The organism is Streptomyces mayteni, from assembly GCF_054783955.1.
Genome location: NZ_BAAGPR010000028.1, coordinates 56,498 through 72,567, shown reverse-complemented (window position 1 = coordinate 72,567; position 16,070 = coordinate 56,498). Strand labels below are relative to the sequence as shown.

Sequence of the window (16,070 nt, the reverse complement as noted above, 5' to 3'; positions counted from 1 at the left end):
CCGCCGAGGCGGGCGAGCCGCGCGCCGCGAGCGCGCTCGGCTTCCTGCTCCGCGACGGCGGCGACGCGGTCGCCGCGGAGCGCTGGTGGCGGCGCGCCGCGCGGGACGGCGAAGGACCGGCGGCCAACGCGCTCGGCGCGCTGTGCGCGGAGCGCGGCGAGCGGCAGGAGGCGCAGCGCTGGTACCGGGCCGCGCTCGACGCGGGCGACACCAACGGCGCCTTCAACCTGGCGCTGCTCTGCGCCGGTCAGGGCCGGATGGCCCAGGCCGAGCAGTGGTACCGGCGCGCCGCCTACGCGGGCCACCGGGACGCGTCCAACGCGCTGGCCGTGCTGCTGCTGCAGCGCGGCGACGCGGCCGGCGCCGAGCCGTGGTTCTCCAAGGCGGCCGAGGCCGGCAGCGTCGACGCGGCGTTCAACCTCGGCATCCTGCACGCCGGCCGGGACGAGACGGCGCAGGCGCGGCACTGGTACGAGCAGGCCGCGGCGGCCGGCCACCCGGAGGCGGCGCTGCAGATCGCCGTCGAACTGCTGCGGGCCGGCGGCTCCGAGGCCGACCAGCGGCGCGCCGAGGAGCACCTGACCCGGGCCGCCGAGGGCGGCAGCGTCGAGGGCGCCTTCCGGCTCGCCGTGCTGATCGAGCGGCGCGGCGACGAGGAGGCGGCCGAGCGCTGGTACACCTCGGCGGCCGAGCGCGGCCACCGCCGCGCCCAGGTCCGGCTCGGCATGTGCGCGGCGGCCAGGGACGACGTGGTGACGGCGGCCCACTGGTACCGGGCCTCCGCCGAGGCGGGCAGCCGCAACGGCGCGTTCAACCTCGGGCTGCTGCTGGCCCGCGAGGGCAGCGAGCCGGAGGCCGCGCTCTGGTGGCGCCGCGCCGCCGAGGCCGGCCACGGCCGGGCCGCGCTGCAGCTCGCGCTGCTCGCCTCCCGGCGCGGCGACCTGGCCGAGGGCGGCACGTGGTGCACGCGCGCCATGGAACTCGGCCCCCCCGAGGTCACGGCCCGGGCGGCCCGCCTGCGGGACGCGCTCCGTCAGGAACTGACGGCCTAGCCGGCGCGGCCGGCGTAGCCGCCTACCGTCTGCCCGCCGCCGGCCGCGGGTTGGTGTCGCGGGGGCTTTCCCCCACCCACCCGCCCCTTCCCTGCCGGGGGCGGGAGGCGGTGTCGGTACGACCAGCTGCGTGGGGCCGCAGGTCACCTTCACCCTGCGGCCCCACGCCCACCCACGCTCCGCGGTGCGGTGCGGTGTTTCCCACCCGCCCACCCTTTCCCTGCCGGATGGGGGTGGTGTTGGTGCGGGCCAGCTGCACTGGCCGCAGCCGCATTTGGCCTGTGGCGGTGTGCTCACCCGCGTTCCGCGGTGCGGTGCGGGGTGGGCGGGGGTTTCCCACTCGCCCGCCCTTTCCACCGGGGCGGAGGCCGGTGCCGGGCTGGCCACCGGGCCCGTCTTAGCCGGCACGGCCGGCCGCGCCGGCGTCGGGGTGCCTTCGGCGTTGGGCGGCGATGGGACTGCCCGCCTCTCCCGCCCGCTTCCCGCAGGACGGGGTGCTGCCCCGAACCGGCGCCGGCCGCAGGGCGCGTTGCGCGTGCTGCGGTGCCAGGGCTGGCCACCGGCGCACCCGGCCGTACCGGTGCCCAGCCGCGGAAGGACGGCGGGGCGCCGGTGCCGGGCTGTGCCGGCACGGCCGGGGTGCCTTCTGCGGTCGCCGGTGCCGGGGCTGTCTGCCCGCCACATGCTTCCCCGGGGGCACAGCCCCTTCCCGCCGCAGGCGGGCCGATATCCGGCCGACACTGCGGGCTGCGGGGTGCGGCCCGCGTTCGGCCGCCGGGGCCGGGTGAGGGCGGGTGGGTGGGGGAAATCAGGCCGGCAGGTAGACGATCGGCAGGGGGGCGATCGACGTGGCGTCCTGGTAGCTGGCGATCTCCGTGATCCGGTCGTCGATGATCGTGAAGGCCAGTACCGCCACCGGACGTCCGTCGTGGAGGGAGACGAGGGCGGGGGTGCCGTCGATCAGGGCGAGGCGGGAGGACCGGGCGGCCGTCGCGTAGGTGATCGCGTTCGACGCCACGGCGTCGGCGCCCCGCATCGTGCCCAGGGCGGAGCGGACCGTCACGTTCGGGTCGAGAAGCCGGAGCAGCGCCGCGAGGTCGCCGCCGCGGGCGGCGGCCGCGAAGGCGGCGACGACGCGGCGCTGGCGGTCCGGGTCGGGGGCCGGGGCCCCGTCCGGCGCGCTCCGGACCCGGCGCCGCGCGCGGCTGGCCAGTTGGCGGGCCGCGGCCGGGGTGCGGTCGACGATGGGGGCGATCTCGTCGAAGGACACCCCGAACAGGTCGTGCAGCACGAACGCGAGACGCTCGGCCGGGGACAGCGTGTCCAGCACCACCAGCAGGGCGAGACCCACCGAGTCGGCGCGCAGCGCCTCGTGCTCCGGATCGGCGCCGGCGGCGCCGGCGGCCACGCCGGTCGGTGCCCCCTCCAGTGGCTCCTCGCGCCGCGCGGTGCGGGAGCGCAGCATGTCGAGGCAGACCCGCCCCACCACCGTCGTCAGCCAGCCCGTGAGGTTGACCACCTCGCCGGTGTCGGCGCGGCTCAGCCGCAGCCACGCCTCCTGCACCGCGTCGTCGGCCTCGCTGCGCGAGCCGAGCATCCGGTGGGCGACCGCCCGCAGGTGGTCGCGGTCCGCCTCGAAGCGGCGTGCCAGGAGTTCCTCTTCGTGCATGCCGTGACCGTCCCGTCGTTCGTGCCGTCACCACCCTGACGTGGGGGACGGCGCGGATGTGACGAGGTCAGTCGGCGGCCGCCGCCAGAGCCGCGCGGGCCAGGCGGTGCAGCAGGGCCGCCGTCGCCGCGCGGTCCGGGAGGGTGTGGGGGCGGGAGAGCCGGCGGGTGGAGTTGAGCAGGCCGAAGACGGCGTGCACCGCGGCCCGCGCGTCCGGTTCTGGCAGGTCGGGGTAGGCGTCGCGGGCGACGGTGACCCAGAGCTCCACGTACTCCCGCTGGAGCCGCCGCACCCGCTTGCGGTCCTCCTCGGGCAGCCAGTCGAGCTCGCGGTCGTGGAGCGTGATCAGCGCCCGGTCGTCGAGGGCGAAGTCGATGTGTCCGGCGATCAGCGCGTCAAGCGCGGCCAGCGGCGGGTGGCCCGCCGCCTCCGCCTCGGCCACCCGGCGGATGCCGCCGTCCCGCAGCCGGCTGCTGATGCCGACGAGCAGCTCGGTCAGCATCGCGTCCTTGCCCGCGAAGTGCCGGTAGAGCGCGGGGCCGCTGATGCCGACGGCGGCCCCTATCTCGTCGACGCCGACGCCGTGGAAGCCGCGCTCGGCGAAGAGCCGGGAGGCCTCGCGCAGGATCTGCTCGCGGCGCGCGGAGGCCGTCCTCGCGGTGTTGCCCGAGGACCTGTTGCCCGAGGCGTTGCCGGCGGCGTGCGTGGTCATAGGTACCTATTGTAGACAGGTCCCGTTAACGAGCGTTAACCTGTCCGGTATGCGGCAGGCACCGACGCACCGCGGCACGGCGGATCCCGCGTCAGAAGCGTTCCGAGCCAACCAGGCGGCCCACCGCGAGCTCGCGGCCGAGCTGCGCGAGAAGCTGGCGGCCGCCCGTCTCGGCGGCGGCGAGCGGGCCCGCGCCCGGCACACGGCGCGCGGCAAGCTGCTGCCGAGAGACCGGGTGGACGCGCTGCTCGATCCCGGCTCGCCCTTCCTGGAGCTGGCCCCGCTCGCCGCCCACGGCCTCTACGAAGGGCAGGCCCCGGCCGCCGGGGTGATCGCCGGCATCGGCCGGGTCAGCGGGCGCGAGGCGGTGATCGTCGCCAACGACGCCACCGTGAAGGGCGGCACCTACTACCCGCTCACCGTCAAGAAGCACCTGCGGGCGCAGGAGGTCGCGCTGGAGAACCGGCTCCCCTGCCTCTACCTGGTGGACTCGGGCGGCGCCTTCCTGCCGATGCAGGACGAGGTGTTCCCCGACCGGGAGCACTTCGGGCGGATCTTCTACAACCAGGCCAGGATGTCGGCGGCCGGCATCCCGCAGATCGCCGCCGTCCTCGGGTCCTGCACCGCCGGCGGCGCCTACGTGCCGGCCATGAGCGACGAGGCCGTCATCGTGCGCGGCCAGGGCACGATCTTCCTCGGCGGCCCGCCCCTGGTGAAGGCCGCCACCGGCGAAGTCGTCACGGCCGAGGAGCTGGGCGGCGGCGAGGTGCACTCCCGGGTCTCCGGCGTCACCGACCACCTCGCCGAGGACGACGCGCACGCGCTCCGGATCGTCCGCACCATCGTCGCCACCCTGCCGGAGCGCGGCCCGCTGCCGTGGTCGGTGGCGCCGGTCGAGGAGCCGGCCGTCGACCCGGCCGGGCTCTACGGCGTGGTCCCGGTCGACTCCCGCACCACCTACGACGTCCGCGAGGTGATCGCCCGGCTGGTCGACGGCTCCCGGATCCAGGAGTTCAAGGCCGAGTTCGGCACCACGCTGGTCACCTGCTTCGCCAGGATCCACGGCCACCCGGTCGGCATCGTCGCCAACAACGGCATCCTGTTCTCCGAGTCCGCCCAGAAGGGCGCCCACTTCGTCGAGCTGTGCGACCAGCGCGGCATCCCGCTGCTCTTCCTCCAGAACATCGCCGGCTTCATGGTCGGCCGCGACTACGAGGCGGGCGGCATCGCCAAGCACGGCGCCAAGATGGTCACCGCCGTCGCCTGCGCCCGGGTCCCCAAGCTCACGGTGGTGATCGGCGGCTCCTACGGCGCGGGCAACTACTCGATGTGCGGCCGGGCGTACTCGCCGCGCTTCCTGTGGATGTGGCCCAACGCCAAGATCTCCGTGATGGGCGGCGAGCAGGCCGCCGCCGTGCTGGCCACCGTCAAGCGCGACCAGCTCGGCGACGCGTGGTCGGCCGAGGAGGAGGCGGAGTTCCGGGCGCCGATCCGCCGCCAGTACGAGACGCAGGGCAGCGCCTACTACGCCACCGCCCGGCTCTGGGACGACGGCGTGATCGACCCACTGGAGACGCGCGCGGTGCTCGGGCTCGCCCTCACCGCGTGCGCCAACGCGCCCCTGGCCGAGCCGAGTCACGGCGTCTTCCGGATGTGAGGGAGCTTCGCGCGATGTTCGACACCGTGCTCGTCGCCAACCGGGGCGAGATCGCCGTCCGGGTCGTCCGCACCCTGCGGCGGCTCGGCATCCGCTCGGTGGCCGTCTACAGCGACGCCGACGCCGGTGCCCGCCACGTCCGCGAGGCGGACGTGGCGGTGCGCCTCGGCCCGGCGCCGGCCGCCGAGAGCTATCTGGCGACTCCCCGGCTGCTCGCCGCGGCCGCCGAGACCGGCGCCCAGGCCGTCCACCCCGGCTACGGCTTCCTCGCCGAGAACGCGGCGTTCGCCCGCGCCGTCACCACCGCGGGGCTCGCCTTCGTCGGGCCGCCGGCCGCCGCCATCGAGACCATGGGCGACAAGATCCGCGCCAAGGCCGCCGTCGAGGCCGCCGGGGTGCCCGTCGTGCCCGGCGTCTCCGGGCCCGAACTCGCCGCGTCCGCCGGGAAGCTCGGCCTGCCGCTGCTCCTCAAGCCGGCCGCCGGCGGCGGCGGCAAGGGCATGCGGCGGGTCACCGCGGCCGGCGAGTTGGAGGAGGCGATCGCCGGCGCCCGCCGCGAGGCGCTGGCCTCCTTCGGCGACGACACGCTGCTCGCCGAGCGCTGGATCGAGCGCCCCCGCCACATCGAGATGCAGGTGCTCGCCGACGACCACGGCACCGTGCTCCGCTTCGCCGAGCGCGAGTGCTCGCTCCAGCGCCGCCACCAGAAGCTGGTCGAGGAGTCGCCGAGCCCGCTGCTCGACCCGGCCACCCGCGCCAGGATGGGCGAGGCCGCCGCGCAGGCCGCCCGCGCCTGCGGCTACCGGGGCGCCGGCACCGTCGAGTTCATCGTGCCGGGCGACGACCCGGCCACCTTCTCCTTCATGGAGATGAACACCAGGCTCCAGGTCGAGCACCCGGTCACCGAGCTGGTCAGCGGCCTCGACCTGGTGGAGTGGCAGCTGCGGATCGCCGCCGGCCAACCGCTGGGGTTCGCCCAGGAGGAGATGCCCGCCACCGGCCACGCCGTCGAGGCCCGGATCTGCGCCGAGAACCCGGCCACCGGCTTCCTGCCCTCCGCCGGCACGATCCGGCTGCTCCGCGAGCCGGCCGGCCAGGGCGTCCGCGTCGACTCGGGCCTGGCCGAGGGCACCGAGGTGTCCACCGCCTACGACCCGATGCTCGCCAAGGTCGTCGCCCACGGCCCCGACCGCCCCACCGCGCTGCGGCTGCTGCGCGCCGCCCTCGCCCGCACCACCGTCCTCGGCGTCGACACCAACACCGGCTTCCTGCGCCGCCTCCTCGCCCAACCCGACGTCGTCGCCGGCACGTTGGACACCGGCCTGGTGGACCGCGAGGCACCCGCGCTCATCCCGGCCGCCGTGCCGGACGAGGTGTACGTGGCCGCCGCGCTGCTCCGGCGGGCCGCCCTCACCCCGCCGCCCGACCCGGCCGGCTGGGCGGACCCGTTCGCCGTCCCCTCAGGCTGGCGGCTCGGCGGCGAGCCCGCCTGGATCACCGCCCGGTCGCGCGTCCCCGGCCACGACCCGGTCGAGGTCGCCGTGCGGCCTGGCCAGGCCCGGCTCGGCGAAGCGGCGCCCGTGCCGGCCCGCCTGGTGGCGCTCACCCCCGACACCGTCCGCCTCGAACTGGCCGGCGTCGTCCACGCCTTCCACCACGTCGCCGTCCCCGGCGGGCACTGGCTCGGCCGGGACGGCGACGCCTGGCACGTCACGGAACACGACCCGATCGCCGGCGCGGGCCCCCGCGCCGCCGCCGGGGCCGACGCGCTCGCCGCGCCCATGCCGGGCACCGTCACCGTCGTCAAGGTCGGCGTCGGCGACCGGGTGGCCGCCGGGCAGAGCCTGCTGGTCGTGGAGGCCATGAAGATGGAGCACGTCATCGCCGCCCCGCACGACGGCACCGTCACCGAGCTCACCGTCACGCCGGGCGCCACCGTCGCCATGGACCAACCGCTCGCCGTCGTCACCCCCGAGGAGCCGGCGCCATGACACGTCCGGTTCGCGACGCCGCACTCCCCACCCGGGTCCGCATCCACGAGGTCGGCCCCCGGGACGGCCTGCAGAACGAGAAGGCCGTCGTCCCGGTCGAGGTCAAGGCCGAGTTCATCCACCGCCTCGCCGACGCCGGCCTCACCACCATCGAGGCCACCAGCTTCGTCCACCCCGCCTGGGTCCCCCAACTCGCCGACGCCGAGCGGCTCCTCCCCCTGCTGGACGACCTCCACGACCGCCGGCTGCCCGTCCTCGTCCCCAACGAGCGCGGCCTGGACCGGGCGTTGGCGCTCGGCGCCCGCGAGGTCGCCGTCTTCGCCAGCGCCACCGAGTCCTTCGCCAAGGCCAACCTCAACCGCTCGGTCGAGGAGTCGCTGCGGATGTTCGCGCCCGTCGTCGCGCACGCCGTCGTCGAGCACATCCCCGTCCGCGGCTACGTCTCGATGTGCTTCGGCGACCCCTGGGAGGGCGAGGTGCCGGTCGGCCGGGTCGTCGCCGTGGCGCGCCGGCTGATCGAGCTCGGCGTGAGCGAGCTCAGCCTCGGCGACACCATCGGCGTCGCCACCCCGGGGCAGGTCACCGCTCTGCTCACCGCGCTCAACGAGGCCGGCGTCCCCACCGAGCGGATCGCCGTCCACTTCCACGACACCTACGGGCAGGCGCTCTCCAACACCCTGACCGCCCTCCGGCACGGCGTCACCACCGTCGACGCCTCGGCCGGCGGGCTCGGCGGCTGCCCCTACGCGAAGAGCGCCACCGGCAACCTCGCCACCGAGGACCTGCTGTGGATGCTCGACGGCCTCGGCATCGAGACCGGCGTCGACCTCGACCGGCTCACCGCCACCAGCGCCTGGCTCGCCGGCTACCTCGGCCGCCCCAGCCCCTCCCGCACCGTTCGGGCCCTGACCCCCGAATCCCCCGAATCCCCTGACTCCCACGAGGAGTGACGCACATGTCCCTTGACCACCGGCTGACCCCGGAACACGAGGAACTCCGCCGCACCGTCGAGCAGTTCGCGAACGACGTCGTCGCCCCGCGGATCGCCGAGCACTACGAGGCGCACACCTTCCCCTACGAGATCGTCCGCGAGATGGGCAAGATGGGCCTGTTCGGCCTGCCCTTCCCCGAGGAGTACGGCGGCATGGGCGGCGACTTCCTCGCCCTCTGCCTCGCCATCGAGGAGCTGGCCCGCGTCGACTCCTCCGTGGCCGTCACCCTGGAGGCCGGCGTCTCGCTCGGCGTCACCCCCATCTTCCGCTTCGGCACCGAGGAGCAGAAGCGGGAGTGGCTGCCGCGCCTCTGCGCCGGCGAGCAGCTCGCCGCGTTCGGCCTCACCGAGCCGGGCTGCGGCTCCGACGCCGGCGGCACCCGCACCACCGCCGTCCGGGACGGCGATCACTGGGTCGTCAACGGCAGCAAGAGCTTCATCACCAACTCCGGCACCGACATCACCGGGCCCATCACCGTCACCGCCCGCACCGGTGCGGACGGCGCCATCTCCACCGTCGTCGTCCCCGCCGGCACCCCGGGGCTCACGGTCGCGCCCGGCTACTCCAAGGTCGGGTGGAACGCGTCGGACACCCACGAACTCTCCTTCACCGACTGCCGGGTGCCGCTGGCCAACCTGCTGGGCGAGGAGGGCCGCGGCTACGCCCAGTTCCTCACCGTCCTCGACGAGGGCCGGATCGCGTTCGCCGCCCTCGCCACCGGCCTGGCCCAGGGCTGCGTCGACCAGTCCACCGCCTACGCCCGCACCCGCGAGGCGTTCGGCCGCCCGATCGGCGCCAACCAGGCCATCCAGTTCAAACTGGCCGACATGGAGGCCCGCGCCCACACCTCCCGCACCGCCTGGCGCGACGCCGCCTCCCGGATGGCGGCCGGCGAGCCCTTCAAGAAGGCGGCCGCCGTGGCCAAGCTGCACAGCTCGGACGCCGCCGTCACCAACGCCCGCGAGGCCACCCAGATCCACGGCGGCTACGGCTTCATGAACGAGTACCCGGTCGCCAGGATGTGGCGCGACGCCAAGATCCTGGAGATCGGCGAGGGCACCAGCGAGGTCCAACGGATGCTGATCGCCCGAGAGTTGGGCCTGACGTCGTAACGCCGAGCGCCACCGCGCTCGACCTGTCCTTCCCGGTGATCCCCGACGGGGCCCGTGGCCACGTCGAGTCGCTGCCGTGCGTCGACCGGCGGAACCTGCCGGAGACGCTCCGCGCGTAGGGCCGGCTTGACGCTGCCGTTGGCGGCAGGGTTCCAGGATGCCGCCATGAACGACGCAACCAGCTCCCGCACCGTCCTCGTCACCGGCGCCGGCACCGGCATCGGCCGGGCCACCGCCCGGGCCTTCGCCGCCGAGGGCGCGGCGGTGGTCGCGGTCGGCCGCCGGGCCGAGCCGCTGGCCGAGACCGCCGAAGGCCACCCCGGCATCACGCCGCTGACGGGCGACATCACCGGCCCAGGCGAGCCGGCCCGGATCGTCGACGCGGTGCTCGCGACGCACGGCCGCCTGGACGTCCTCGTCAACAACGCGGGCGTCGCCGGTGCCACGCCGCTCGCCGAGGTGTCCGAGGAGACCATCCGAACCCAGCTCACCACCAACGTGGTCGCCCCCACCCTGCTGGCGCGCGCCGCGCTTCCCGCGCTCGCCGAGGGGCCCGGCGTGATCGTCAACGTCAGCACCTCCATCGGCCTGCGCGGCTGGCCGGAGAACTCGGTCTACGGCGCCACCAAGGCCGCGCTGGACTCGCTCACCCGCAGCTGGGCCGTCGAGCTGGCGCCGCGCGGCATCCGGGTCGTCGCCGTCGCGCCCGGCGCGATCGCGACGCCGATCGCCGACCACATGGGCCTCAGCCCGGAGCGGCAGGCGGCGGTGCGGAAGTGGCAGCTGGCGCACACCCCGCTGGGCCGCGTCGGCCGGCCCGAGGAGGTCGCCGCGGCCATCGTCCGGCTCGCCGACCCGGCCGCGTCCGCCTTCGTCACCGGCGTGGTCCTCCCGGTGGACGGCGGTGCGGCCGTGGCGTGATGGGATGTGACGCATGTGGATCGGGGAGTTGGCGAAGGCCACCGGCGCCACGCCACGCGCGCTGCGGCACTACGAGGAGGCCGGCCTGATCACGGCGGACCGGGCGGCGAACGGCTACCGCGACTACCCCGACTCCACGGTGGCCAGGGTCCGCAACATCCGGCACCTGCTGGCGGCCGGCCTCACCCTGGACGACGCCCTGGCCTTCCGCACCTGCCTGGACGGCGACCTGACGGTCGCCGCACCGAGCGAGGTCGGCCTCCGCATCGCCGAACGCCGCCTCGCCGTCCTCGACGCCCGCATCGCCGCCCAGTCCGACATCCGCGACCGCCTGGCGACGGCACTCCGCGCCGCGCGGCGGGCGTAGCGCACGCGCTGGTGGGCGCGTGCCCGTCGCCGTACAGTGGGTGACGACTCGACACGGGGGGTGCTTCCGAGGCCGTGACCGATCCGTCGTTACCGCCACAGCCGCCGACGCCGCCAACTCCTCCGCCTGGGCGTCCGTCTGGGACGTCGTGGAGGACAGGTACCTGCCCGAGGCACCCGGCGCGTCCCGCCGCACCCGGCGGCTTGCCGCCTCGGTCATCGCGGTGCTCGCCGTCCTGGCGACCCTGGGCGGCCTTTACGTCGGCTTCAACTTCGAGCGGTGGACGACCGACTCCCGGGTCGCCGCGGAGCGGGAGGCGACGGAGGAACTGGACGAGGCCAGGGCCCCGTTCACCGGCTCCATCAGCTACGACACGTCACCCGCGGAGAACTACAAGATCCTGCTCGACCGGCCGCTGACGCCGGAGGAACAGGAGACCCTGCGCCGCCTGGAGCACACGGAGGTGTGGGACTTCCTCCGCCCGCTGGGCGGTCGGCTGATCCGCTACCCGCTCACGATGCGGCAGCCTCCGGTGGGCTACGACCTCAGGCTGGGTGATGCCACCGTGTTCACCCTCAACCTCCTCTCCTCCCGAGACGCCCAGCTGAGCATCGTGGACATGACCCCGGTCACCACCTCCTGCACCGCGCCCTCCGCCCGAACGGTGGTGGAAGTGCCGGGGCAGGGGGAGAGCTTCTACTCGGGGGTACTGCTCGACCTCGCCATGGACGCCCCCGCGCTGTGGTTCTCCGACGAGGGGGCCGACCAGGGACAGCCCTACTTCAGCCGCCGCCGGATCGACCTCGGCGGTGGCCTCGACCCGGGTGGGCTGCGGGTGGAAGCGGTGGTGCGGGGCCAGACGTGCGAGTGGGAACTTCGGGCGCGGTACCGTGACGCGCGAGGCGACACGGGTGAGGTCGTGCTGCGGGACGGCGACCGCCCCTTCGTGGCGGAGGCCGTCCCGGCCGAACCCGATCAGTACTGGCTGGCCAGCGGGATGTTCCCCGGTCTGCCCCTCACCGAGGACCTTCCGACGTTCATGCCGTGCCACGAGATGCCGGACGACGTGAGCTGCGCCTCCCTGACAGAGGGCCGGGGCTGACACCCCGGTGCCTCAGTGCTGGAGCAGGCCGCCGGCCCGGACGGGCGGGACGTGGCCGGTGGCCGGGCGGGTCAGGGCCAGGGCGAGGCCGACGTCGACCAGCGACGAGCGCCGCAGGCGGGCGACGTCGGGGATCGGCGTCCACACCGACTCGGCGACGTCGCCGTTCGGCTCGGGCCGAGGCCGGCCGCCGGTGATGCGGACCTGGTAGAAGACGCCGACGTTCTGGTGCGTGACCCCGCGGCGGGCCTCGGCCGCCGGGATCACCCGCGAGTCGACGCCGAGCAGCCGCTCGACCACCGCCTCGTAGCCGGTCTCCTCGGCGACCTCCCGGGTCACCGCGTCGCATGGGGGCACCTCCCAGCGTTAGCTGGGGGAGGATCCTCCGCGTGCTCGACCCCGCCACCGGGAAGGGTCCAGACATGCTCGCCCTCCGGCGGCACATACCGGGCGAGCAACACCCGCCGCCCGCCGTCGACACAGACGGCATACGCCGCCAGCCGGAAACTCACGCCCCCACCGGCGGGTTGAACTCGCCCTGCGTGGCGCCGGTTATGAAGCACTCCCAGACGTGTCGGGTGACGAGGAACGGCGGGTTGGTCGGGTCCTCGTTGTCCCGTATCGCGACTCGCCCGTCGGACAGGAAGGCCACCTCCAGGCAGCCGCCGTTGGCTGAGCTGGCCGAGCTCTTGAACCAGGAGAGGCTGTTCATGTCGCCACTCATCTCATGTCCTCCGCTGCGTGTCGGATCAGGGCCACGGACTCATCGGGGTCGAGCGCTGTCGCCCGCAGGAGATCGAAGATGCTGGCGAAGCGTCGGACGTCCGCGCGTTTCTCCAGATACAGGTTGCCACCGGGGCTGTCGACGTAGACCACGGGTTCGTCCTCTTCGAACTCCAGCAGGCTGAACGCGCCCCAGAGGCCGGGGTGGGCGCCCTTCTGGTTCGGGATCACCTGCACGATGACGTTGGGCAGAGCTGACATCTCGGTGAGGTGCTGGAGTTGGGCCCGCATGATGTCGGCACCGCCGAGCGGCCGGCGGACGACCGCCTCATCCAGGATGGCCCACAGGTCGAGCGGGGATTCGGCGCGTGTGATCAGCTTCTGCCGTTCGAGCCGGACGTGCACCAACGCGTCGATGTCGGACGGCCGGTGGATGGCGCCGCTGCGGAGCACCGTCCGCGCGTAGTCCGGTGTCTGGAGCAGGCCGTGCACCAGAAGTGGTTCCCACGCCCTTTCGGTCCTGGCGCTGCTCTCAAGGCCGACGTACACCTCGAGCCCCGAGGGGAGCACGTCGTTGTACGGCGCCCACCAGCCGCGCTTCTGGGAGTTGCCGAGCATCTGGAGGAGCATGTCGATCTGCTGCTGGTCGGTGACGCGGTACAGCTCGCACAGCTTGGTGACGTCCGATGGCCGAGCGGTCGCACGGCCCTTGCCGGTTTCGATGCGACTCACGCGCGTCTGGGAACAGCCCAGCTCCGCGGCGACCTGCTCGATTCCCAGTCCGGCCGCCTTGCGTAGCCGCCGCAGTTCCGCACCGAGTTGACGGCGATGAACAGTGGGGTTGCTCGGCTGCGACACCAAGCCGCTCTCCCTCCAGTCATGGCGCACTTGCGCTGAGAGTCTGCCACATACTTCACCGGCTATCTCCGATGCGTACTGGTGTGCACCGTGTCACTGATTCCGGTTCGCGCACTTGCGCAGCGAATGCGCAAATGCGCACCCTGGCGGGGCAGCGTTCGTCGCGTCGTCACCCGCGAGGTGGTCCCTCATGCATGAGCAACGTCCGTCTCACCGCCGGCAGGCGGCCCGTTCAACGCGGTTCCGGCTGCCCGCCGAGCGTGAATCGGCCGCCGTCGCGCGGCGGTTGGTGCGGCGGTGGTTGGGGGACACGCCGGTGGTCGAGGACGCCGCGCTGGTCGTCACGGAGCTGGTGGCCAACGCCGTGACGCACACCGGCAGCCGGCACGTCGTCTGCCGGCTGACCGTCTGCGAGGACGAGGTGTGGATCGCGGTCGAGGACGAGGGCGGGACGCTGGCCGTGCCGCGACCGCGCGAGCCGGACGACGGGGCCGAGTGCGGGCGGGGGTTGCTACTGGTCGAGGCCCTGTCGGTCGACTGGGGCGTGGCGTCGCTCGAACCCGAGGGGCGGATGGTGTGGGCGGCGCTCAAGGTCCCCGGCTGACGGGGCCGTTCAGCCCGCCGCGCCCTCCGGGTCGATCGGCGCGCCGTCGCCATTCGGTGGCAGGTCGCCCCGTTCGACGGGGACGTCGGAGGCGCCCTCCGGCGCCTCGGGGAGGGTCGCTGACAGCTCCGCGTCGTCGGCGACGTGGGCCTCGTCCATCGCCGCCCGCAGCGTCTCGCGGGACACCGCGTCGGCCGGGGCCTCGACCGTGACGGTGTGGCCGTCCTCCGCGCGGACGTACGCGCGCGTGCCGGAGTCAGTCCCGTCCTGGTACCAGACGGAGTCGCCGTCCGGCTCGCAACCGCACGCGGCCGGGTCGACCGTGCCTCGGTCCACGATCAGGTGGATGGTGGAGCCGTCGGAGGACGAGACGTACGTGCTCTGGAAGCCGTCGGTCCCCGCCGGAGCCACCGACATGGGCGCCAGCTCGTAGCCGGACACCTCGGTCACGTAGACCAGCTCGATCGCCGTCTCGAGCGAGGCGGCCCGTGCCTCCAACTCGTCGCGGTCGGCGGACTCCCCGCCGCAGGCGGCGAGCGGTACGAGGAGGCCGAGCAGGGCCAGGGGGAGCGGCCGGAGTCTTCGTCTCATGCGGTCATCATTCAGCACGGCGCCGCCGGCGGGTGGGGAAGGCGGCCCGGACCCAGGCCCAGGAGACCTTCTGCACCAGCAGCGTGAGCGTGCCGGCGACCAGGATGCCGGCGAGGTTCACGCCCAGTTGGAGCATGGAGCCGAGGGCCTCGGTGACATGGCCGTAGCTCAGGGCCAGCGCGGCGTGCCCGGCGGCCGGGACCGTGGTCACCGAGATCGTCACGCCGACCAGCGCCGCCGACTTCGCGGACGTCAGCGAGACCATCCCGGCGACGCCGGCCAGCAGCGCCACCACGAAGGACATGATGTCCGGCTGCCAGACGAACTCGACCGTCGGATGCGGCTGTTCGAACTGCGCCTTGGAGAACACCCCCCAGCCGTCCATCACCAGCGCGAAGCCGCTGGTCAGCAGCATCGCCAACGGGAAGCCGACGAGCAGCGCGGCCAGCGACCGCACCCCGAGCCGTGGCGCCCGCGCGGCCAGCGCGGTGCAGACCCCGGCCAGCGGCCCGAGCTCGGGGCCGACCACCATCGCGCCGACGATCAGGATCGCGCTGTCCAGCAGCACCCCGCAGGCGGCCAGCATCGTCGCCACGGTGAGGAAGGTCAGGTAGGTAAACGTCAGCCGTGACTCCTCCTGCGTGGAGTCGAGCATCGACTCCCACAGCACCGCGTCCACCCCGGCGCCGGGCGCCTCCTCCTGGGCACGCTCGGAGCGCTCCGAAAGCGACAGGTCGATGTCCTCGACCGCGACCGAGCCCTCCTCCGCGATCCCGAGACCGCGCAGCCGCCGTAGCAGCTCGTCGGCCGCCTCCCGCGCCACGTCGCACAGCACGAGATCCCCCACCGGATCCCGCGCCGCCCCCGGCAGCACCGCGAGGTGCGCCGTCCCGACCGTCTCCGTCAGCTCGGTGACGACCTCCTCGGTCCGGGCCGAGGGCACGATGATCCGCAGATGCAGCACGGCGGCAGGGTACTCAACCCGCGTGACCACCGGTTGACCGCTCCGGAAGAGCGGCACATACTTCGGTGTATGACAGATGTCGTACACAAGGGGAAGCGAGAGGCGGTGATCACGGACATGGCCGCATCGATCAGGGAACACCGGCGCGGAAAGCTGGCTCAGGTGCGCCTCCAGGCCGACGAGGTGGAAGCTCTGCATCAGGCGATGCGAACCCTGAACCTCACGTCGACGTCCGACGCGCTCCGTGAGGGACTGCACCTCCTGGTGCGGGAGGCCGCGGAGGCCGGAGCCGCCGACGACATCCGCTCCTACTACGCGGGGCGGCCGGCGCCCCTGCCCGACGGGGTCACCCCGCCGAGCGACGACGAGCTCAGGGAAGCGGACGAGACCGAGTGGTGATTGCCGTCCCACCGCTGCGCGGGGAAGTCTGGGGATGCGCGCTGCCTCAGCCTCTCGGGCCCCATCCCGTGGTGGTTCTCACGGTGAACCGCGTCGCCGAGCCGCTGTCGTCCGTCACGGTCGCGCTGATCACGGGCACCGCCGGTCCGCGCGCCACGCACGTGCCAGTCGGTCCTGATTCCGGGCTGAAGAAGTATGCCGAGTCCTACGTGAACTGCGCCGATCTGCACACGGTGGCGAAGGCGCGACTCCGCAGGAGACTCGGTCTCCTGGCCCCGGGCGAACTGCGAGCCGTCGAGTCCTCGATTCGCATCATCCTCGGCCTCCAACGCTGAAGCGCGCCGTCGCCGGGAACA

Annotated in this window: 17 protein-coding genes and 1 pseudogene; 11 read left to right on the top strand and 7 right to left on the bottom strand. The window is 74.0% G+C overall.

Features of this window, described 5'->3' with window-relative positions; genetic code table 11:
- The coding region (locus ACYVPE_RS15695; protein WP_461034195.1) for a tetratricopeptide repeat protein at nt 1-1,052 on the top strand (1,052 nt) is incomplete at its 5' end.
- Between the two features lie 808 nt (nt 1,053-1,860).
- On the opposite strand, the gene ACYVPE_RS15690 is transcribed toward ACYVPE_RS15695, so the two are convergent.
- Entirely contained in the window at nt 1,861-2,721 is an 861-nt protein-coding gene (locus ACYVPE_RS15690) for a sigma-70 family RNA polymerase sigma factor (RefSeq protein ID WP_461034194.1), read from the bottom strand.
- 67 nt (nt 2,722-2,788) lie between these two features.
- Nucleotides 2,789-3,433, bottom strand: coding sequence for an SACE_7040 family transcriptional regulator (locus ACYVPE_RS15685; protein WP_461034193.1), 645 nt, complete (start codon nt 3,431-3,433; stop codon nt 2,789-2,791).
- A 49-nt stretch (nt 3,434-3,482) separates the two neighbouring features.
- On the opposite strand from ACYVPE_RS15685, the gene ACYVPE_RS15680 reads away from it, so the two are divergent.
- The 7 genes from ACYVPE_RS15680 (at nt 3,483) to ACYVPE_RS15650 (ending at nt 11,575) form a co-directional block, all read left to right on the top strand.
- Nucleotides 3,483-5,090 carry a carboxyl transferase domain-containing protein gene (locus ACYVPE_RS15680; RefSeq protein ID WP_461034192.1) on the top strand — a complete coding sequence of 536 codons (1,608 nt, stop codon included), beginning with the start codon at nt 3,483-3,485 and terminating at the stop codon, nt 5,088-5,090.
- A gap of 14 nt (nt 5,091-5,104) precedes the next feature.
- On the top strand, nt 5,105-7,081 hold the full coding sequence (locus ACYVPE_RS15675) for an acetyl/propionyl/methylcrotonyl-CoA carboxylase subunit alpha (protein WP_461034191.1): 1,977 nt from the start codon (nt 5,105-5,107) through the stop codon (nt 7,079-7,081).
- Nucleotides 7,078-8,031, top strand: a complete 954-nt coding sequence (locus ACYVPE_RS15670) for a hydroxymethylglutaryl-CoA lyase (protein ID WP_461034190.1) — start codon at nt 7,078-7,080, stop codon at nt 8,029-8,031. Before ACYVPE_RS15675 ends, ACYVPE_RS15670 begins: the two co-directional genes overlap by 4 nt.
- Before the next feature lie 5 nt (nt 8,032-8,036).
- Entirely contained in the window at nt 8,037-9,185 is a 1,149-nt protein-coding gene (locus ACYVPE_RS15665) for an acyl-CoA dehydrogenase family protein (RefSeq protein WP_461034189.1), read from the top strand.
- A gap of 165 nt (nt 9,186-9,350) precedes the next feature.
- Complete coding sequence (locus ACYVPE_RS15660; protein WP_461034188.1) at nt 9,351-10,106, top strand: SDR family NAD(P)-dependent oxidoreductase; 756 nt, start codon at nt 9,351-9,353, stop codon at nt 10,104-10,106.
- Nucleotides 10,107-10,119: 13 nt separating this feature from the next.
- The gene (locus ACYVPE_RS15655; protein WP_461034187.1) at nt 10,120-10,473 is read left to right on the top strand and encodes a MerR family transcriptional regulator; all 354 of its coding nucleotides are present in this window, start codon (nt 10,120-10,122) and stop codon (nt 10,471-10,473) included.
- A gap of 148 nt (nt 10,474-10,621) precedes the next feature.
- Nucleotides 10,622-11,575, top strand: a complete 954-nt coding sequence (locus tag ACYVPE_RS15650; protein WP_461034186.1) for a hypothetical protein — start codon at nt 10,622-10,624, stop codon at nt 11,573-11,575.
- A gap of 12 nt (nt 11,576-11,587) precedes the next feature.
- On the opposite strand, the pseudogene ACYVPE_RS15645 reads toward ACYVPE_RS15650, so the two are convergent.
- The 3 genes and pseudogenes from ACYVPE_RS15645 to ACYVPE_RS15635 form a co-directional block, all read right to left on the bottom strand.
- Nucleotides 11,588-12,087 (bottom strand): annotated as a pseudogene (locus ACYVPE_RS15645) (NUDIX hydrolase).
- Nucleotides 12,084-12,299: a DUF397 domain-containing protein gene (locus ACYVPE_RS15640; protein WP_461034185.1), complete on the bottom strand. Its 216-nt coding sequence runs from the start codon at nt 12,297-12,299 to the stop codon at nt 12,084-12,086. Before ACYVPE_RS15640 ends, ACYVPE_RS15645 begins: the two are co-directional and overlap by 4 nt.
- The gene (locus ACYVPE_RS15635) at nt 12,296-13,156 is read right to left on the bottom strand and encodes a helix-turn-helix domain-containing protein (RefSeq protein WP_461034184.1); all 861 of its coding nucleotides are present in this window, start codon (nt 13,154-13,156) and stop codon (nt 12,296-12,298) included. The genes ACYVPE_RS15640 and ACYVPE_RS15635 overlap by 4 nt, the downstream gene beginning before the upstream one ends.
- A gap of 190 nt (nt 13,157-13,346) precedes the next feature.
- Here ACYVPE_RS15635 and ACYVPE_RS15630 point away from each other — a divergent pair, with 190 nt between their 5' ends.
- On the top strand, nt 13,347-13,760 hold the full coding sequence (locus ACYVPE_RS15630; RefSeq protein WP_461034183.1) for an ATP-binding protein: 414 nt from the start codon (nt 13,347-13,349) through the stop codon (nt 13,758-13,760).
- A 9-nt stretch (nt 13,761-13,769) separates the two neighbouring features.
- Here ACYVPE_RS15630 and ACYVPE_RS15625 read toward each other — a convergent pair whose 3' ends face one another.
- Both ACYVPE_RS15625 and ACYVPE_RS15620 read right to left on the bottom strand, forming a co-directional pair.
- Entirely contained in the window at nt 13,770-14,351 is a 582-nt protein-coding gene (locus ACYVPE_RS15625) for a hypothetical protein (RefSeq protein WP_461034182.1), read from the bottom strand.
- Between the two features lie 7 nt (nt 14,352-14,358).
- The gene (locus ACYVPE_RS15620) at nt 14,359-15,315 is read right to left on the bottom strand and encodes a DUF389 domain-containing protein (protein WP_461034181.1); all 957 of its coding nucleotides are present in this window, start codon (nt 15,313-15,315) and stop codon (nt 14,359-14,361) included.
- Between the two features lie 69 nt (nt 15,316-15,384).
- Here ACYVPE_RS15620 and ACYVPE_RS15615 point away from each other — a divergent pair, with 69 nt between their 5' ends.
- Nucleotides 15,385-15,714 (top strand): hypothetical protein, encoded by a 330-nt coding sequence (locus tag ACYVPE_RS15615; protein ID WP_461034180.1) that lies wholly within the window; start codon nt 15,385-15,387, stop codon nt 15,712-15,714.
- Nucleotides 15,708-16,049 carry a type II toxin-antitoxin system PemK/MazF family toxin gene (locus ACYVPE_RS15610; protein WP_461034179.1) on the top strand — a complete coding sequence of 114 codons (342 nt, stop codon included), beginning with the start codon at nt 15,708-15,710 and terminating at the stop codon, nt 16,047-16,049. The genes ACYVPE_RS15615 and ACYVPE_RS15610 overlap by 7 nt, the downstream gene beginning before the upstream one ends.
- Nucleotides 16,050-16,070 lie beyond the last annotated feature (21 nt).

Coding starts and splice junctions, on each gene's coding strand:
- ACYVPE_RS15690 (WP_461034194.1), bottom strand. CDS start 2,721: ATGCACGAAGAGGAACTCCTGGCACGCCGCTTCGAGGCGGACCGCGAC.
- ACYVPE_RS15685 (WP_461034193.1), bottom strand. CDS start 3,433: ATGACCACGCACGCCGCCGGCAACGCCTCGGGCAACAGGTCCTCGGGC.
- ACYVPE_RS15680 (WP_461034192.1), top strand. CDS start 3,483: ATGCGGCAGGCACCGACGCACCGCGGCACGGCGGATCCCGCGTCAGAA.
- ACYVPE_RS15675 (WP_461034191.1), top strand. CDS start 5,105: ATGTTCGACACCGTGCTCGTCGCCAACCGGGGCGAGATCGCCGTCCGG.
- ACYVPE_RS15670 (WP_461034190.1), top strand. CDS start 7,078: ATGACACGTCCGGTTCGCGACGCCGCACTCCCCACCCGGGTCCGCATC.
- ACYVPE_RS15665 (WP_461034189.1), top strand. CDS start 8,037: ATGTCCCTTGACCACCGGCTGACCCCGGAACACGAGGAACTCCGCCGC.
- ACYVPE_RS15660 (WP_461034188.1), top strand. CDS start 9,351: ATGAACGACGCAACCAGCTCCCGCACCGTCCTCGTCACCGGCGCCGGC.
- ACYVPE_RS15655 (WP_461034187.1), top strand. CDS start 10,120: ATGTGGATCGGGGAGTTGGCGAAGGCCACCGGCGCCACGCCACGCGCG.
- ACYVPE_RS15640 (WP_461034185.1), bottom strand. CDS start 12,299: ATGAGTGGCGACATGAACAGCCTCTCCTGGTTCAAGAGCTCGGCCAGC.
- ACYVPE_RS15630 (WP_461034183.1), top strand. CDS start 13,347: ATGCATGAGCAACGTCCGTCTCACCGCCGGCAGGCGGCCCGTTCAACG.
- ACYVPE_RS15625 (WP_461034182.1), bottom strand. CDS start 14,351: ATGAGACGAAGACTCCGGCCGCTCCCCCTGGCCCTGCTCGGCCTCCTC.
- ACYVPE_RS15615 (WP_461034180.1), top strand. CDS start 15,385: ATGACAGATGTCGTACACAAGGGGAAGCGAGAGGCGGTGATCACGGAC.